At 56.6% G+C, this 16,192-nt stretch carries 17 protein-coding genes and 1 pseudogene; 6 read left to right on the top strand and 12 right to left on the bottom strand.

Going from position 1 to position 16,192, the window contains the following annotated elements; translation table 11 throughout:
• Window positions 1-175: 175 nt before the first annotated feature.
• On the top strand, window positions 176-553 hold the full coding sequence (locus ACODR6_RS20880; protein ID WP_489024170.1) for a hypothetical protein: 378 nt from the start codon (window positions 176-178) through the stop codon (window positions 551-553).
• 106 nt (window positions 554-659) lie between these two features.
• Here the strand turns inward: ACODR6_RS20880 and istB are convergent, their stop codons facing one another.
• The 3 genes and pseudogenes from istB to tnpC all read right to left on the bottom strand — a co-directional run.
• On the bottom strand, window positions 660-1,415 hold the full coding sequence (gene istB / locus ACODR6_RS20875; RefSeq protein WP_477944867.1) for an IS21-like element helper ATPase IstB: 756 nt from the start codon (window positions 1,413-1,415) through the stop codon (window positions 660-662).
• 14 nt (window positions 1,416-1,429) lie between these two features.
• Complete coding sequence (gene istA, locus ACODR6_RS20870) at window positions 1,430-2,965, bottom strand: IS21 family transposase (RefSeq protein WP_489024167.1); 1,536 nt, start codon at window positions 2,963-2,965, stop codon at window positions 1,430-1,432.
• A gap of 297 nt (window positions 2,966-3,262) precedes the next feature.
• Window positions 3,263-4,072, bottom strand: a pseudogene (tnpC, locus tag ACODR6_RS20865) (IS66 family transposase); the annotation flags it as partial.
• A 49-nt stretch (window positions 4,073-4,121) separates the two neighbouring features.
• Between tnpC and ACODR6_RS20860 the strand changes: the two are divergent.
• The 4 genes from ACODR6_RS20860 (at window position 4,122) to ACODR6_RS20845 (ending at window position 6,539) form a co-directional block, all read left to right on the top strand.
• Window positions 4,122-4,442 carry an ArsR/SmtB family transcription factor gene (locus tag ACODR6_RS20860; RefSeq protein WP_489024165.1) on the top strand — a complete coding sequence of 107 codons (321 nt, stop codon included), beginning with the start codon at window positions 4,122-4,124 and terminating at the stop codon, window positions 4,440-4,442.
• Between the two features lie 455 nt (window positions 4,443-4,897).
• A complete protein-coding gene (locus ACODR6_RS20855; protein ID WP_489024163.1) occupies window positions 4,898-5,158 on the top strand; it encodes a hypothetical protein in 261 nt (86 codons plus the stop codon).
• A gap of 108 nt (window positions 5,159-5,266) precedes the next feature.
• A complete protein-coding gene (locus ACODR6_RS20850; protein WP_489024161.1) occupies window positions 5,267-5,785 on the top strand; it encodes a hypothetical protein in 519 nt (172 codons plus the stop codon).
• A 169-nt stretch (window positions 5,786-5,954) separates the two neighbouring features.
• On the top strand, window positions 5,955-6,539 hold the full coding sequence (locus ACODR6_RS20845; RefSeq protein WP_489024159.1) for a hypothetical protein: 585 nt from the start codon (window positions 5,955-5,957) through the stop codon (window positions 6,537-6,539).
• 37 nt (window positions 6,540-6,576) lie between these two features.
• Here the strand turns inward: ACODR6_RS20845 and ACODR6_RS20840 are convergent, their stop codons facing one another.
• The 8 genes from ACODR6_RS20840 to ACODR6_RS20805 form a co-directional block, all read right to left on the bottom strand.
• Window positions 6,577-7,089 (bottom strand): SHOCT domain-containing protein, encoded by a 513-nt coding sequence (locus tag ACODR6_RS20840; RefSeq protein WP_489024158.1) that lies wholly within the window; start codon window positions 7,087-7,089, stop codon window positions 6,577-6,579.
• Between the two features lie 36 nt (window positions 7,090-7,125).
• Window positions 7,126-7,371, bottom strand: coding sequence for a hypothetical protein (locus tag ACODR6_RS20835; RefSeq protein WP_489024156.1), 246 nt, complete (start codon window positions 7,369-7,371; stop codon window positions 7,126-7,128).
• Between the two features lie 381 nt (window positions 7,372-7,752).
• Complete coding sequence (locus ACODR6_RS20830) at window positions 7,753-10,629, bottom strand: hypothetical protein (protein ID WP_489024154.1); 2,877 nt, start codon at window positions 10,627-10,629, stop codon at window positions 7,753-7,755.
• A gap of 44 nt (window positions 10,630-10,673) precedes the next feature.
• Window positions 10,674-11,219, bottom strand: coding sequence for a hypothetical protein (locus ACODR6_RS20825; RefSeq protein WP_489024152.1), 546 nt, complete (start codon window positions 11,217-11,219; stop codon window positions 10,674-10,676).
• A gap of 2 nt (window positions 11,220-11,221) precedes the next feature.
• Window positions 11,222-12,127, bottom strand: a complete 906-nt coding sequence (locus ACODR6_RS20820; protein ID WP_489024151.1) for a hypothetical protein — start codon at window positions 12,125-12,127, stop codon at window positions 11,222-11,224.
• 4 nt (window positions 12,128-12,131) lie between these two features.
• Window positions 12,132-12,932: a hypothetical protein gene (locus tag ACODR6_RS20815; protein WP_489024150.1), complete on the bottom strand. Its 801-nt coding sequence runs from the start codon at window positions 12,930-12,932 to the stop codon at window positions 12,132-12,134.
• 75 nt (window positions 12,933-13,007) lie between these two features.
• Window positions 13,008-13,793: a hypothetical protein gene (locus tag ACODR6_RS20810; RefSeq protein ID WP_489024148.1), complete on the bottom strand. Its 786-nt coding sequence runs from the start codon at window positions 13,791-13,793 to the stop codon at window positions 13,008-13,010.
• Between the two features lie 126 nt (window positions 13,794-13,919).
• The gene (locus tag ACODR6_RS20805) at window positions 13,920-14,687 is read right to left on the bottom strand and encodes a hypothetical protein (RefSeq protein WP_489024146.1); all 768 of its coding nucleotides are present in this window, start codon (window positions 14,685-14,687) and stop codon (window positions 13,920-13,922) included.
• Between the two features lie 183 nt (window positions 14,688-14,870).
• On the opposite strand from ACODR6_RS20805, the gene ACODR6_RS20800 reads away from it, so the two are divergent.
• A complete protein-coding gene (locus tag ACODR6_RS20800) occupies window positions 14,871-15,116 on the top strand; it encodes a hypothetical protein (protein ID WP_489024144.1) in 246 nt (81 codons plus the stop codon).
• Here the strand turns inward: ACODR6_RS20800 and ACODR6_RS20795 are convergent.
• A protein-coding gene (locus tag ACODR6_RS20795) for an IS630 family transposase (RefSeq protein WP_489024142.1) occupies window positions 15,117-16,177 on the bottom strand; the annotation gives its coding sequence in 2 pieces (ribosomal slippage) (window positions 15,117-15,685 and window positions 15,685-16,177; 1,062 coding nt in all).
• Window positions 16,178-16,192 lie beyond the last annotated feature (15 nt).

The raw sequence follows: 16,192 nt of genomic DNA, 5'->3' as shown, positions 1-16,192 counted from the left end.
GCCTGCACGAGATTATTTTGGTAAGCGGCGTTCTGCCCGCACCTTGACTCAAGTTATCGGCAGATTTGCTGCTGTCGCATGAGGTGCGCGGCAGCACGTCGACGCAATCCAACATTGCGCCTTTCACGAAAGCCACTACTGTTTGGGCAGGCGACTGCTCAATGGAGTTTTCGATATGAACGAGGAAGTTTCGGATCGTGTGATTGAACAACGGTTGCGAAATCGAGTGATCGATGCCGTCGAAGTTCTCGCTCGGGGAAACGAAGGGCTCGTTGAGGTCAATTACAACGAGTTCTTTTTAGCGTTTTACGACTGCTGGGATAATGGGCGATTGCTCAAGTGGCCAAATAGCGCGTTCACGGACGAGGAAGAGCAGGCCGTCAACGATTTGGGCCGAATGTTGGAGAGCATCACAACAGAAACACTGCACTTCCAAAGCGAGGCCGAATACATCCAGTCAGGATGCGCTGAACGGATCAAACCAGTGGCGCAGGAAACTCTGAAACTCTTTCTGCGTATTCCAATGAAACCGGACAGGAATTCCGATCTTTAACCGGACGCTTATTCCAGCGTTATACCGGACGCGGTTCCGAGGCTAAGCCGGACGGCCGCAATGTCTCTGGGTCGTGGTTTATCAATGTCGGCGTATATCGGCTCGGTCAAGCCTGAGTTGCATCCTCGGCTGAGAGGTTTCGATGTTTGCGCAGGCTCTCGCCGGAAAGTTCGATGCGATAGGCGTTGTGAACAAGGCGATCCAACACGGCATCAGCGATCGTGGGATTGCCGATCATATCGTACCAGTGGTCCACAGGGATCTGGCTGGTAACGATGGTCGAGCGCTGCTCGTAGCGATCTTCGACAATCTCCAGGAGATCGCGTCGTTGCTCGTCGCTGAGCTTCTCCGGTCCCCAATCGTCCAGGATCAGAAGGTCGGTCTTGGCCAGGCTCTTGAGCAGCTTCGCATAGCGGCCGTCGCCTCGTGCCAGGGCGAGTGAGGCGAATAGCCGGGGGACGCGGTGGTAGGCGACGGAAAGGTCCTCGCGGCATGCCTTATGGCCAAGGGCGCAGGCCAGCCAACTTTTGCCGACGCCGGCCGGCCCGATCAATAGCAAGGAGTGCCGCTGCCTGATCCAGTCGCAGGTGGAAAGCTTGAGGAAGAGGTTGCGGTCGAGACCGCGCGCTGCTCGGAAATCGGTATTCTCGATTTGGGCGTCATGGCGCAGCCTGGCGGCACGGGCTCTAGCTTCGAAGCGCTTCTGGCGACGTGAGGTCTGTTCCCGTTCGAGCAGGATCGCGAGCCATTCGCCGTGCTGGAGGCTTCTCGCTTCCGGTTGCATCTCCAGTTCCTGGAAGGCGGAAGCCATGCCGGAAAGGCCGAGCTGGCGCAGCGTGTCGACAGTGGGATTAGTCAGCATTCTCGATTGTCTCCTTAATGAAAGTAGGCTTTGCCGCGAAGATTCGCATGCTCGCCGACAGCGGCGGGTTCGGCGGAATGTCGTGGTGCCTTGTAGGTGCTGATGAGTGCGCTGATGCTTTTGCAAGTCAGTCCGCCGATCTCGACGGCACGGGCGGACACCGCCTCGGCCTGCACCGTAGGAATGGCCCGGTAGAGCTTCAGCACGCCAAGGCAGGTTCGAAAGCCTTGTTCGGGATGAGGACGATTGGCCAGGATAGCGATGATCAGCCCCTCTGTCTGAGGCCCAATGGAAGCGCCCCAACGCTGGAACCTTGCAGGTGACCATTCGGCATAGCGCCGGTGCGAGCTGGGCATATGGTCAGGATCGGTTCCGTAGCGAGAACCGCCGTACCGGCGTTGGTGGGTCGCAATCCTCTTGCCCTTGAAGAAGACCTCGATCGTGCGGCTCGTGGCCCGGACATCGACCTGCTGGCGGATGAGCGTATGGGGCACGGAGTAGAAATAGTGTTCGAACTCGACATGGTAGTCCGTCGACACCCGAGCCAGCTTCCATTCGGCGTACTCGTAGTCCTCTGCCGGGAGAGCCGCGAGTGCTGCGCGTTCCATGGTCTCGAATATCTTCTGGCGGGTTTGGCCCAACCGCTTCATAACGTGCGTGTTGATCCGCTCGACGGCTCCGCGGATGGCGGCATTGGCTTCCTCCAGCGAGAAGAAGGTCTGATTGCGCATCCGGCCGAGAATGCAGCTCTGGGCGAAACGTACGCCGGCCTCGACTTTTGGCTTGTCTTTCGGCCGCTTCGGTCGCGCGGGGAGGACACCGATGCCGTAGTAGGCGGCCATGGTGCCGTAGCTGCGATTGATCTCCGGGTCGTAGAAGCTCGCCTTGTTGACGCCGGACTTCAGATTATCCGGTACGATCAGGCGGGGCACGCCGCCGAAGAAGGCGAACATGCGCACGTGCGAGCCGATCCAGTCCGGCAGGGTCTGGGTCCAGGTGGCTTCTGCAAAGGCATAGCTTGATGCGCCGAGCACGCCGACAAAGATCTCCGCCTCGCGGATCTCGCCTGTCTTGCGATCGACGATAGGCAGCTTCTTGCCGGAATAATCGACGAACACCTTGTCGCCAGCTATGTGGACCTGCCGCATCGTGGGCGTCAGACGCCGCTCAAAGCCGCGGAACAGGTCGCAGAACCGGCTGAAGCCGTAGCCATCAGGGTAGACGGCTCGATATTCCTCCCACAGGATCGTCAGGGTCACGCCGGGCTTCTTCAGCTCGACCGCAATGACACTCCAATCCGGCTCTGGTAGTCGCCGCACCCCTTGTTTGTTGCCTTGCCGGGCAAAAAGTTTGCCTTCCAGGACGTCGTCAGTCAGATCGGCGGGCAAAGGCCATGACAGCCCTGCCGTCGCAGCGCGCCCGATCCCGTCCTGGACCGTGCTGCGGGCAATCCCGAGCAGATCGGCAATGTCGCGAACGCTCACGCCATCTGATCGCAGTCGAAGTAAATGTCGTAGTTGTCTCATGGTCAGCCTTCGTCTCTTCGACATGCCATCTCCTCACGTTCGAAAAGAGATGCATGCCAAGGTTGCTGACCCAGGGGCACTGCTTACGTTGAAAAACTGTCCGGTATCAAATCGGAATCGCGTCCGGTTAATTCTCGGAATCGTGTCCGGTTTTTGATCGGAATGCCGTCCGTTGAATCATCGGAATCTACACTTTCTGACGCGAGGCCGATTTAGCGAGGATTACGAAGAGCTAACTCCAGCTCTCAATGCACCCCAGACATAGACCGAAACTTCCGCGTCCGGGACGAATGCAGTATTTGAAACGAGTGACCGGAGCGGAAAATTCCAAGGCAGCAACTCGTTAACCCGGCTCTGCTTGTGACCGTTGACGATGGCAGTGAGCGTCGCGGCGAGGTAGGTAAATGGATCGACGGAATTGAGCTTGCACGTCTCGACAAGGGAGGCGATGGTCGCCCAGTTCTCCGCTCCCGCGTCATGCCCGGCGAAGAGCGCGTTCTTGCGATTGAGGGCTATTGGCCAAATGGTCCGTTCGACTGAATTGTTGTCGATCTCGATACGGCCGCCGGTCAGGTAGACGCAGAGCCCATCCCAGTATTTGGCGACATAGGCGAGAGCTTCGCCGAGCGGCGACTTGCCAGCGACGCGGGCGCGATGATGCGTGAACCAGGTCCGCATGTCTGCGATCAATGGGGCTGACCGTGCCTGCCTCCCGGCGAGGCGAGCGTCGGCGTCGAGACCGCGCAGCTCCGCTTCGATGCGATAGAGTTCGCCGATGCGCTTCACGCCTTCCTCTGCAATCGGCGTCGAGCCCGTGCGAGTGATCTCGACCAGCTTTCGCCGCGCGTGCGCCCAACAGTAGGCGAGTTTGATGTCGGGACCGACACGATCCGTTGCGATCAGCCGATTATATCCGGCGTAGCCGTCGACCTGAAGGATGCCTGTGAACCCTTGCAGTATCCGCTCGGCATGCTGTCCGCCGCGACCTGGAGCATAGGTGAAGGCCACTCCCGGTGGCGCACCTCCTCCCCAAGGTCGGTCGTCACGGGCCAGAGCCCAGAAGTATCCTGTTTTGGTTTTGCGGGAACCGGGATCGAGGACCGGCGCACGGGTCTCGTCCATGAACAGTCTGAAAGCAGTTAGCTGCACTGCACAATTTCGACATTGCCGGAGATTCTTTATGATCGCACGATCAGTTTTGCTCTCAAGGAAAGCCCACTTCCTTGATCTTCTTGCAAACGCTAACCGTCTGAATGCACTGGAAATTCTGTGCCGCGGAGAGGAGATTTCCGTCAGCGAGCTCGCAGCAGAGGTTGGGCTAAGCCAGTCAGCGCTGTCCCAGCATCTAGCCAAGCTCCGAGCAAGTGGATTGGTGGCATACCGGCGCGTAGCCCAAACAGTGTACTATTCCATCAATGCCGACGACATGCGTCTAATCCTTGAGCTGCTTAGCGAAATATTTGACGGCGTCGCGCGTCCGCCGTTCAGATTGGCAAGCTGATAGCAAGGCGTCAGCTAAACTTTAACGAGTGCAATGCAAGGTGACTTCGAGAACTCGAGGGAACCCCGTGGAATACAATTTTTTCAAAGCCGAAACGCTGTTAAGCGTCAGTCCTGTGGCATCATTGCCGCGGCCCGGACGAGACCGCCCGGCGTTCGCGAACCTAAACGTCAATCAGAAATTCGACTTTCTGAAGGATCATAATCTCACGGGCCCTGGCCGCCATGCGAAACCCCGAACTCAGCTTCAGCCCAAGCAATATTTTCAGAATTTATAAAGAGCTAGCGGATGGACCGTGTAGTGAGATCCTATCGATCCTAAGCGAAGCCGGTTGCGACTTGCGACGCCCACAAGGATTTAGGCATGCGCTGTTGGCCGGGCGCAGTTGTACATTTAACAAGGCGAAGTTCGCAACGCAAAACTGGGACATCCTTAGGCCTGGACAAGAGAAGAAGATGGCGTCGGAGATAAGTTTTGCCTACGGCCGCTTCTCAGCTGAAGATGCGAAGTTGCTAGAAGGGACATCGGGCAAATACGATCAGTACGCACTTGCCAAGAAAATATGGCTGCAGCCTCGCGAGAAGTCTCTAATCAAAGCGTTCAACCCCATCTGCAACTCCCAGACCAAGGTGCCCGGCCCTGCCGTCGGTCCAAAGGAATTTGAGCAGGCCCTTCGCGAAGTGATGGCATGTTCCCCCTCACGTTTGGCAGCTTGACGGCTTCGGCAACATAAAAATGGAAAAGCACCGTGGGGGCGCGTGCCTTGCGATAATTCACTCCAAGGCTGCTACCCACTGCAGTGTCCAACTATGCGAGATAAATGTTTGACGAAAGCAGCCCGGGAAGTCCTCGACGATTGTCGAGTGGCACTTGCAATGTTGGAAGGCGAAGCCGACGCTCAACGCTGGAGAGTTGAGTGGGCGGCGGTGGTAGCCCTTCTGAGGGCCGTGGGGCACGTATTGCACAAGGTCGATGGACGTGACCCTTGCATATCGCGAGCCGCTCAAAAAGCCTTTGAAGGCTGGAAGGTTCCCGGCAGAGAACACCAGATTTTTCGGGATTTCATAGAGCGAGAGAGAAATAATCTGCTCAAGCTATACTCCACTAGCGTCCATCCGCATGACAGCGTCCAAGTCATCGTCGGGGCCTACCAGACGATTACCAATGACGGCGGGCTCATCAACGCTGTCGACAGAGTGTTTGAACTTGACGAAAATCTGTACCGGCCAATGGTAGACGGCCCATGGGAAGGCGAAGACGCTCGAGATGTTGTCTTGGCCGCGATAGAATGGTGGGAGCGCGAACTCGATTTGATCGATGCTGAATGCCGATCGTCGAGCTAGCCACGCCTCCCAAGAATTCCCCATATTGATGCAATCACGCCTCCAACATTATCAATCGCGATAGAGTGGAAGTCGCGAGATAATGCTCCATTACTGAACCGTCGGCACCGCTGGCGGCAAGCCTGCTACAAACATGCCCATGGTGCCGCTCTTGCTTCGGGAGGAAGTTATGCGGGTCACAAGTTTTCGTGACGCATTTTACGACACCCTGTGGTCGACAATAGACCTGATGGAAGGTGCAGCGGATTCAATGTCCGCACATTGGAGCATCGACTACAACGCGTGCTGTGGCATGAACTACCAATTTAGCGGCTACACCCGACCGAACAAGAAGGCTGCTTTCGGCCGCGAAGTGAACCCGACAACCGGAAAGTTTACTGCAATAGACGATTCAGTCACGTCATTGGTATTGCTCAACTTCGAAGAGAACGCCTGCATTGGCGCCTATGCAGGTCCGGTCGCAAGCCTCCCCGAGATCGAGCGATCGCTCGGGATTGGGCGCGAAGCGGGGTTGGAGCTCCTTTCGATCCGAACTGATGTCCACGAGATGACTGGAGACGACATAGTCTCTAAATCAACAAGGTTCATATTCATCGGCTTCACGGACGCCCACCCGTCGGTCAACGCCATTGATAGTCGTGTGGCAGCAACAAACCGAAGTTTTCCCCACAGGGATTGGTATAGAGACCGAACGACCATCATTTCCGGAGCTGACGCAGGCCGTGCTCGTTCGGATCTCGTCGACCGGCTTTGACCCCCGGCGAACTTTCGCCAGGGGTCCTGTTGATTTGTCACGTGCCCAGCAGCTCCTTTTTCTTTGCGGCAAACTCGTCAGCGGTCAGGAGCCCCGCTTCCAAGAGCTTCCCAAGCTTTGCAATCTCGTCTGCGATGCTGACTGTGGCGATCTGGTTGGAGCCCCCGCGTGCCTTGGCAGCCGTGACCCTCTTCTCCATCTCCGACTTCAATGCTTGGAACTCCCCAAGCATTCCCTTCTTGAAAAGCAGGCACGACGGGGTGCGCATGGCGACCTCGTGGTTCGACACCGGTGTCTCGCCGGGGGTCAAGACCTGGATGAATGGAGGTGAAGTCCAGCCACCCTCGGAGATATTGACCGAGTGGATGACATCATACCTCAGCAGCAGGCCTCCCTTCGAGGACGAAGCAACGCTTAGCGCCATGTCCAGAATTCCTCCGGCACCGGAGAGATCGGTGTTCTTCTTGTTGATCAACACGCCATCATCGGCGAGTTCAATTGTACCGCCGCCCGCGTTGAAGAGGCCTGGCCCGCGTCCCTCGAGTTTCATGTTCATCTCCTTGATTCCTTTTTCCAGGCGTTCCGCTTAAGCGACGCTGTCCTTCTTGGTGATTGCGGCGATGACCAGCACGACGGCGAGCGCTATCGCGAAGCCAATCCCGGTCGAAAGTGCGAGGTGAGATGCTAGTTCCGATTTGAACGTAGCGTCCATCGGATGGTTACTCGTCAGGACTCCCAGCGGAACCTGCACGCCAAGAAGCGATGGACGAGTCTGGTATCCGTAGCCGAAGCCAGCAGCGGCACCGAGAGCGAGAATTGCGATACGAAGCATTTTTGAAGTCCCTCATTTAGTTAGTTGGGTTTTGACAAACCAAATACTGCAGGGAGGGACGGCCGCGTTGTCGAAGATCCTTTAAAAAATTCGAAGATAAATTTGGTCTGCGGCCGCAGGCTTGGCCGCGACGGTGTTTATCGCAAGGTATTGGCTAAACGCCAGCAACATGCGATGTTGGTCGGCAAGCCAAAGCAGGTAAAATTGGTGCCGTTGCCCGGCGCAACCGCAAGCCCGAAGAATGCAACGCAGCGGCCCGCGGTTGTCCACGCCTCGTAAAGTGTGAGAATGGGTCTCGGGACATACCACGCAAATTTTTGCTTAGTGAAACGTCATCGGCCAACGCGAGGCTCGCCCGAGGCTACGAACTACATATAAGACTCAGCGTATGGCTGGAAGCATCTTTGGCTTGAAATCGCCGGGTTCGTAGCAATCGTAGCCCGCTAACGCAGGCAACATCCCTCTCTTCGTTTCGACAGGGACGCCGCAAACTTTCTCGAGAGTGCGTTTCACGTCCGCAGTCATTCTATCCTTGTCGAACGTCGTAAGGGCGCTTCGGGCACGCCTCACGTTGTCCATCACGTTACGCGGAACGGCTCCGTCAGTTCGTGATTTGAGGGCGATCTCGGACCAAGTCTCAGCTTCTTGTAGCCGCTTGTCCGAAGCAGCGAGCTGGACCGCAACATCGCGAGTTTTTTCCAATGCCTGATCTTGGTCTACGCTCAAGCGCTGCTTGTCGAAGTCGGTGAGAGCGCTTGCCGCCTTTGACAGGTGTTCGTAGAGCGGCGCTACCGCCTGCCTTGCTCGCTCTCCTGCAACCACCGCCTGATACGCCTTGCTGAGATCGTCAAGTCGTATGCGGCTTTGAAGCGTGGCATTCTGGACAGCGTCAACGACGTCTCGATACTTGGAGAGTTGGGGGGCTAACGCTACCCTGTCGGCTGGGGTAAGCGCCTGATAGGCCGTTGCGAGTTTTTCGACAGCTTTTGCGTCTGCATCCTGCCGATAGCTCGTCGCGGCGACGTCGAATTCCATCCACCGATTTTGGCGCGGAATTGAGCGGGCCTGCTCGATGATAGTCTTCTGCGATCCAGAGAGGCGGACTTCATCAAATGCAGTCAGCGCGTTCAGCTGACTGTCGACTGCTTCACCTGCATTCGGTGCACTCTTGTTGATGGTCGATGCAAAAACGACAGCCCGGCTAATGCGGCTGTCGCTAGCGGTGATAGCTGCCTGCAGCTCCGCGACCACGCTCGCCGCTGCTTTCGCCGAGGAATTCGTTCGCTGCAAGTCGAAGGGCTGCAGTGTCGAGCAAGCCACCTCCGCCCGGCTCGCCTTGGCTCCGTCCGCGCGATCAGATTTCCAATCGGTGATGGCCGTTTCGAATGCTGCCAGACGGTCATCGCTCGCTCGCACCGTCTCCACCGCTTGGCTCCCGGTAGCGACGGCATCCGCAAGCCCGTCTTGATCCTGCCGATCCAAGTCGAAACTTACCAACTTCGCCCGTGCCTCTGACAGCGCCACGACATGCGCTGGGGTGTTGTCTCTTGCTGAAGCAGCCGCAGCCTTGAGGTCGGCAATGCGACCGTCACTTTGTGAGAGCTGCAGCTGGCAAGATTTTGCGTCGTCAAGCGCTTGGCTATGAAGCTTGTCCAAGCGCGATGCGTCGAAGGTGGAGACCGCTAGCGACGCCCGCACGAGATCGGTACACTGGTCGGCAGTTGGCGAATGACCTGCGATAACTGCTGCGGACGACGCAAGCTTTTGGAGCCGTTCGTCACTGGCCTGCAGCGTAGCAATGTCTTGCGCTCGTTCCTCGCGCCAGGTTGCTATTCCGTATAGTCCTCCAAATCCAGCTACGACAGTCACCGCTGCCGCCGCTAGCATTCCGGCACCGCGCACGCGCTTGATCGGCGGCACGACGTTCGGAGTTTCTTGCGGAGGCGACGCACGATCATCGGACTTGGATGCAGGCTCGGATTGAACCAAGGTCGGCGTAGAGACCGCCGCGGGTGCTTCGTGTTCCTCGGCCGCCAGGAGATCGTTTAGATCATTGATATGCGATACGGCACGCCAATCGATTCCCTTCGCTCGCAACGAATCGAGCTTTGGAACCAACGCCTTGTCCGGTCCATCGACGTTATCTTGCGGCACGACGAAGAGCGAGCCGGTGGGAATGAACCGCTGGACGATCTCTATCTTCTCCGCAAGCGCGTCGATGGCGCCTACCTCGCCACCCTGGCGGGGCAAAATAATGCCCGTGGCAACGATGCGCTTGCTCTCCCAATCCTTGGCAAGGCCGTATCTTGCTGACCGATCTGCAATCGCGGCAGCCAATCCAAAGCTGCCACCGAAAAACTCCGAGTCAAATCTGACGCGGGTCTTCAAGGAAAGCTTTGAGCCTGTTGGCTCAGAATGACGTACATCTCGAATGACCTGGTAAAAAGTATCCTCGTTGCCACTTAAGGTGTTGGCAATGGCAAAATGGCGATCGACCGCTTGGCCAAGGACGCTGCCGGACGCTGATGCGAGGCAATCCTCCTCCGTGGTTGCGCCATCCTGCCCAGCAAGCGGAAAAACAGCGACGCCAGCGCTTGGAGGCGGCAGCGGAGTCCGCCTCCGAGATTTCTTGGGAGCCAATTCTTCGACCGGCGCCTTGCCAAGAAGGGCGTCCGGGGCCGTCGAAGGTACCGGGTCCCTGCCATTACCTTGCGCAGTAGCATCAGGCTCCCTCGCGGCCGATCCACTGCTGCGCATGGTAAACCAAGGTCCGTCCATCAACCGCTCAATATCCTCAGCCGCCTTGTGCTCCGAGAATGCCTTGAGCAAATTAATGGCGAGCGTTGCCTGATGGAAAAGCTTTCGGTCCGTGTTGGCTGTATGATAGGTCTTCTGGTCGAAATGCGACTTGTCGTTTCGCAGGTTCAAAAGTTCCCAGCACCACGTCCGTACGCTACCGGAGTAGCGCTTATCCAGGCTAGGAATGTCGCGACCGTACTCGCGGATTGTATGGAGAACGGTGTTTGTATCCCATTTCGGCTGCCCGTTCTCATCGCGGATTGGGTCTAGGCCTCTGGTCTCTCGGCCGCCTTCCCTCTGTACTGGCGTAGTGCGGCGCTTGTTCAGCTTCGCAAACCAGTCTTCTCCCCACGACTTGCCCAGCCCGTTCTCGACCACCGGAATCAATGCGACCAGAAGACGATACTGGATCTCATCGTTGAAGCCCGCGTTCAGGCTGCTCTTCGAAAGTTCGGACATTTTTGACCCCTCTTGATGCCCTTTTTACTGCAGGGAGGCCGTCGTCAAATGCCGACGAAGAGCTGATATTTTGCTGCCCGGTCCAGTGGTGTCTCGTTGGGATACTCCCACAGCCCGCCAATCTGCCCGATTTGATCCGGAGTGCCCTTCAGCCACGTGACGCCCCCACTGTCGTAGAACCGAATTACGGTCTTCGTGAAAAGCTTTGAGCGGAAAGCTTCGTCGAGCTGGAGGGACAAGGACCACTCATGCTGGCCGCCGATCTCGTCGTGGAAAATCGTAAGTACATAGCCTTTGCCCTCGAGCGTCTCTACGTCGCTAGTGCTGCTCGCAGCCCGCAAACTCAGTCCTTCGCCAAAGCCATCGACGTGAAGCTGGTCCTGCATTTCCCGGTCAAGCGTCTCGCGGATCGAAAAATAGCTCTCCCTCACGTCCGGTGAGAACCAGAGCAGCCTCTGCTCCTCGGCGGAAAAATCTGGCCCGGTCGTCAACGCTTCGCGAATACGATCGGCGGTGATCACCCCAAGAGTATCAGTGTCTACTTGCTGTTCGAGCGCAGCCGCCAGTGCGGCAAGTTCAAGCCTATCCATGGCTATCTCCTTAGCAGCAGGTCAAGTGAAGCCTCGACGCACTTTTTCATCATGGTAGCCGCAGCGCTGTACCGCTGCTCAATCTCATACCGGCTGACCCCGATGCTCTGGGCATAAGGCGCTAGCGTAAGTGTGATCCGCGGGTGCATGTCCAGCTTCACCAAAAAGGCGTCCCACAGAGATTGGTCATGCCGAGACAAGCGATCCAGGCAAACCCGCGCAGCTGGCTTGACGCCTGTATCGTGAACAAGGCTCTGGTATCGATCCGTCGACACATTTGGGGCGTCGGGATCGAATGCCTCGCGGGCATCTTCGCAAAATTCCTCGAAGTAACCGCGAAAGGTGGGCAGGTCGACATTCACGTTCTTGTCCGTCGGCCACTTCTCCAAGCACCGCGCCTTGACTTCAAGGATATGCTCAATCGACATCCTATCGACGCGGCGCCCTGCCCTTTCATGTGAGCTTGCAATCTGGCGGCTCTCACGATCCATGCGTTCCCACATCGCGACACGATGAGGAGAGGTGCCGCCTTGCCGCTGGCGAGCCCTATTCAGAAAGCGGGGAAAGATCACCCAAAACGCAGCCTCCGGTGCCGTATTCCTTCGGTCCGGGTTGCCGTTCAAGATAGGATCTCCCTCGATCATCGTAACCAACTCTTCGACATCGCCAAGCAAGGATATCCCATAGGTCCACTTGCTGCTCGAGCCCTGCCGTTCCTTCATGGCGCGTCCAAGTCTCTCGAGAAAAGCGCGAACTTCTCGTGAAACATCCGGTTCGCTGGATGAAAGCCCATCAATAAGCACCCGAACCTCGATGGCGGCCAGCCGCATGATATCGCGGTAAAGGACGCGCCATCCACCGTAGCCGAACCAATGCTTCTCGCCGTATTCTCCTTGACGGGTGGCCATTGGATTAACCTTCAACCAGGAACCTGGACGAGTCGATGGTTTTAGGAGATCTGTCTTTTGGCTCCTTCACGCCAAGAGAAACGGAAAGCGTGTCAGCGTAGCCCGTTCGATCACAAATCGACCAAACGCCGACTTTGTGCATACCGCCTTGCAGGCTGACGATACCATTTTCCGAGCTGCTAGTGGCCTCATAAAACCTTACTTCAGTACTCGTGGTGGCAACGATAGTATCATCAACTAGCACGGAGGTTACGCACTCCCGAGGGGTTCTGTTCCCAGGCGTTTTCACCATGGCAGCCTGAAAGGCATACTCACCGGTTTCCGGCAACATAACGTTGCCCCAGAAATACTGGCCAATGGTTTTGTTCGAGGGGTTGGCATACTGCGACAATCCATCAACCTTCTCGAAAGCCGCCAGGTTGAATGGCATTTTCGATCCGATTATTGCTGAGCCCGCCGGAAAACTTACCGGAGCCGTAGGAAGCTTGTCATTAGGCCCGCCCGATAGGGAATAAACGTCAAGGTTAATGCCTTGTACCAAGTTCGAAGGTGAAGAAGGGTGGCTCTCCACAGTGTGCTCGCCTCCAGTGTTGTTGGCGCTGGTCGGTGAGTTTGGATTGAATGGGCTGGAATCCTCTTTTTTACTCATGAGCTCAATCAGGGCGTCGAGTTTAGTCTCAATGCCGCCCACACGCTTTTCAAGCTGGTCGATCCGGTTAGTATCTTGTGCATGTGCCGAGTTGATGTGCGCGACAGCCAAAAGAACCGGCAACGATATGAACGTTTTCCTTAAAAGATTTCGCATTCACTTTCTCCTCATGAGGATGGACTCTTCACACGAAGTGCGCACCCTGAATTATTGATCTTGTCACTCGAAGGATCACGCGTCTTCGCGCAGTAGAAGATCGGCACTGATCTCCTTCAATGCGCGGTCGCTGGGGCCTTTAATTTTTAAGGGGAAGTGGACGGCACCGAAGTTAATGTCTCTCCCGCTACAATAGCTCCAAAGAGAGAACTTATGCAGGCCTTGCTCCAGCCCAACACGCCGCTGAGAGCTTCCTTGATCGCTGTTGCCATCGACTATGACGGTAGGAGGTACGATAATCTTCGCGGTTAGGATCTGCTGGTCGTCTAGCTGAAGAGATGCCACGCAGCTGCCAGCGTTGGAAAACCCGTCCTTTAAGATTTCCGCTTGAAGCACATATTCACCTCCCTGTTTGACTTGGAGATAACCCGTCCAGTTTAGGACGACTTTCTTCTCCGCATCGGAACGGTACTGGGACATCCCAGAAATTCCCGAGAAGGCGTTGTATTCAAAGCGACTCGGGGCACTCACAGGCTCCGAGGCAATTGCGGCTCCCACGGTAGAAGAATCTAGCCGTTCCGAGAATGGAAGGCGGTACAGATCCAGAAAAAGACCGGGCACCAGATTGGTCGTATCGACCGTGGCCCGCTCCTTACTCGCAGAAGACGTTGACGGCGCCGTCGGGGTCGCCTCTTTCTTTCCCATCATATCGATGAGCGCATCGACTTTCGCTTCAAGCGTGTCCATTCTACGTGATAGCTCGTCGTTGGAGGGCCCTTCCTGCGCCCCCGCTGAGCCGCCGAACATTGTCCCTGCGAGGATGGTTGCCCCTAACAGATTGAAAAGTCTTTTCTTAATCACGGTTTATTCCCCAAAGTTGCTCTGCCTGATCAACATCACCCAAACAGCGTCGACCCGTGGACAGAATACAAATTTTCATTTGTAAGTAGAATCGATTGGATAACAATATCCAATCGATTCCTGTTGTCACCGGGCGAGGTATTCGTCGAACGCCTTATTTGAGACCTGTGGCGCAGTTGCAGTATTGGCGCTTCCCTCCATTAGGTCCTTGGTGGTTCGGATGAGGAGGCCCGTCTCCTTGAGGCCGGTCTCGCTGCCCTTGATGACGCTGTCGATGGCAGCAACGCTGCTACCAAAGTCCGCGAGCGTGATGTTTGCCTTCACGAGTTCGATCTGTGCCGGCAGCATCCGCTTCGCTAGCGTGATATCGCCAGACTGGACCAATAGGCCATCGAGGCGTTCCTGCAGCTTCTTCTGGAGCCCCATCGCATTTGAAAGGCTGGCCTCCAATCCGGCCTTCTCCTGGAAAAGGAGTGCCAGCTGTTGGCGGAACGTATTCGCGTTGGGATATGTCTTGCCTGCAAATGTGATCGGAGATTCAGGCTGGGGCGAACTTGCCTTGAACACCACCTTGCCCTCCTCAAGGAAGGATGCGTTCTTTGCCACAAGCATCTGCTGCTCGTCGACCAATGCAGTGATGCGGTCTTTTTGAGCGCGGATAGCTTCCACTAGCCCACCGACTTGCTTCTCCAGCTTCTGCAGCGTGGTGTAGCGGCTGGTCAGGCAGCCAAGGGGGTTCTCCTCGCAGGCAGCGTCATCCCACCCAAGAATGTTCTCGTAGACGATACCGCTGATCTTGGCGGCGGCGGAGGGTGCGGCATTTTTTAGGGCAATGTAGCCGCCCCCTGCCAGAACTGCGGTGGTTGCGAGGTACATGATAGACTTGAAGAACATTTGATTGATCCCTTTGTTTGGCGGGTGATTTGTTGACAAACAAAGAGCTGCAGGGACCAAAAAGAACTTTGCCGAAATTGCCGGAGAAAGTTTTTCCTTTAGGCCTCAACAAATCGGCAAGCTTCGCGCGAGGCGTGTCGAGCACGAATGTACTCGTAGGGGTTTTAAAGGGATTCCATTTTCATGAAAGTCACGAACGATAATTCGATCTACAGCCTGATGATGCCAAAGGCACAGCGTTCACAAGCACCGGGGGAACAAGCTGCGATGCCCCGGCTTGCACAACAACCCACCGCCGCCACGGCTGCAGGGTCGATGCAGGGCGAAGACGCGATGCTCGCCAATTTCAAGGATCGAATGGCCAAGCAGGCACTGGATTGGGCCGACAGTGACAAGGACGGGACCGTTACTAATACCAGCGCTCAATGATCAGAACCCATTTGCCCATTTTCGGTGCCCGATCGACATGACGCGCCACGGCTGGGTCTCGAGTTTTCGCCAGGCGTCGCAACAGTGATCGACGATATCGTCGTAAGATTTGAAGACGCGGTTTGATAGCCAATTCTCGCGCATGAACTGCCAGAGGTTTTCAACCGGGTTCAGTTCCGGCGATTTTGGTGGTAGCGGCAGGATGGTGATGTTGCCGGGGACAGCGAGTTTATTGGACATGTGCCACCCTGCCTGATCCATGATGAGGATGGCGTGTGCATCATCGGCGACATGGCGAGATATTTCGGCCAGATGCTGGGTCATGGCATGTGTGTCGCACCAGGGCATGACGAGAGCGGCCGCTTTGCCAAGCTTCGGGCAGATTGCCCCGAAGATGTAGGCCGATCTGGTGCGCTGATCGTGCGGTGCTGACGGTCGTGTTCCACGCCTGGCCCAACGGCGTGTGAGCTTGTTCTTCTGTCCGATCCGGGCCTCATCTTGGAACCAGATTTCTATTCGCTTTCCTCGGGCTTCTCCGTCGGCGATTTCTGCCACTGCGGCGGGGAAGTTTTTTTAAACGCCTCAATGGCTTGAGGGTCTTGAGCATGATGCTTCGGTCTGGCGGTGAGCTTACGATAGCCCATCGCATTCAATTCGCGCCCAAGCGTTTGGCGGCTCACCAAGATGCGATGCTCTTGCCACAGCCACTGAACCAGATCAACAAGTCTCCAGCGCACGACGCCGTCGAGGTAGGGGACAGGACCTTTTTCAACCGCCTCGATAAGTGCCTTGCGTTGGCTGTCGGTCAACAATGCCTCTCGCCCCTTGGCCTTCCCGGTCTTCAGGCCATCTGGACCTTGCTGATTGAAACGCTCGACCCAGTCGCGAATAATCTGCAAGCCTACCCCGCCCATAGAGGCGGCCTGGCTGCGCGACCCACAGTCATAGATCACCGACAACGCAAGTAACCGGCGGGACCAATCCGCGTCCCGGCTTTGTCTGGCAAGCCAACGCAGGTCATCGGCGGTGAAGTCCTGACGAATATTCAGTGCCGTTCCCATGGCGAAATCTCCTTC

Source organism: Rhizobium sp. FG96, from assembly GCF_057808655.1.
Note: the sequence above shows the minus strand (reverse complement) of the source record. Positions and strands in the feature narration are given on the sequence as shown.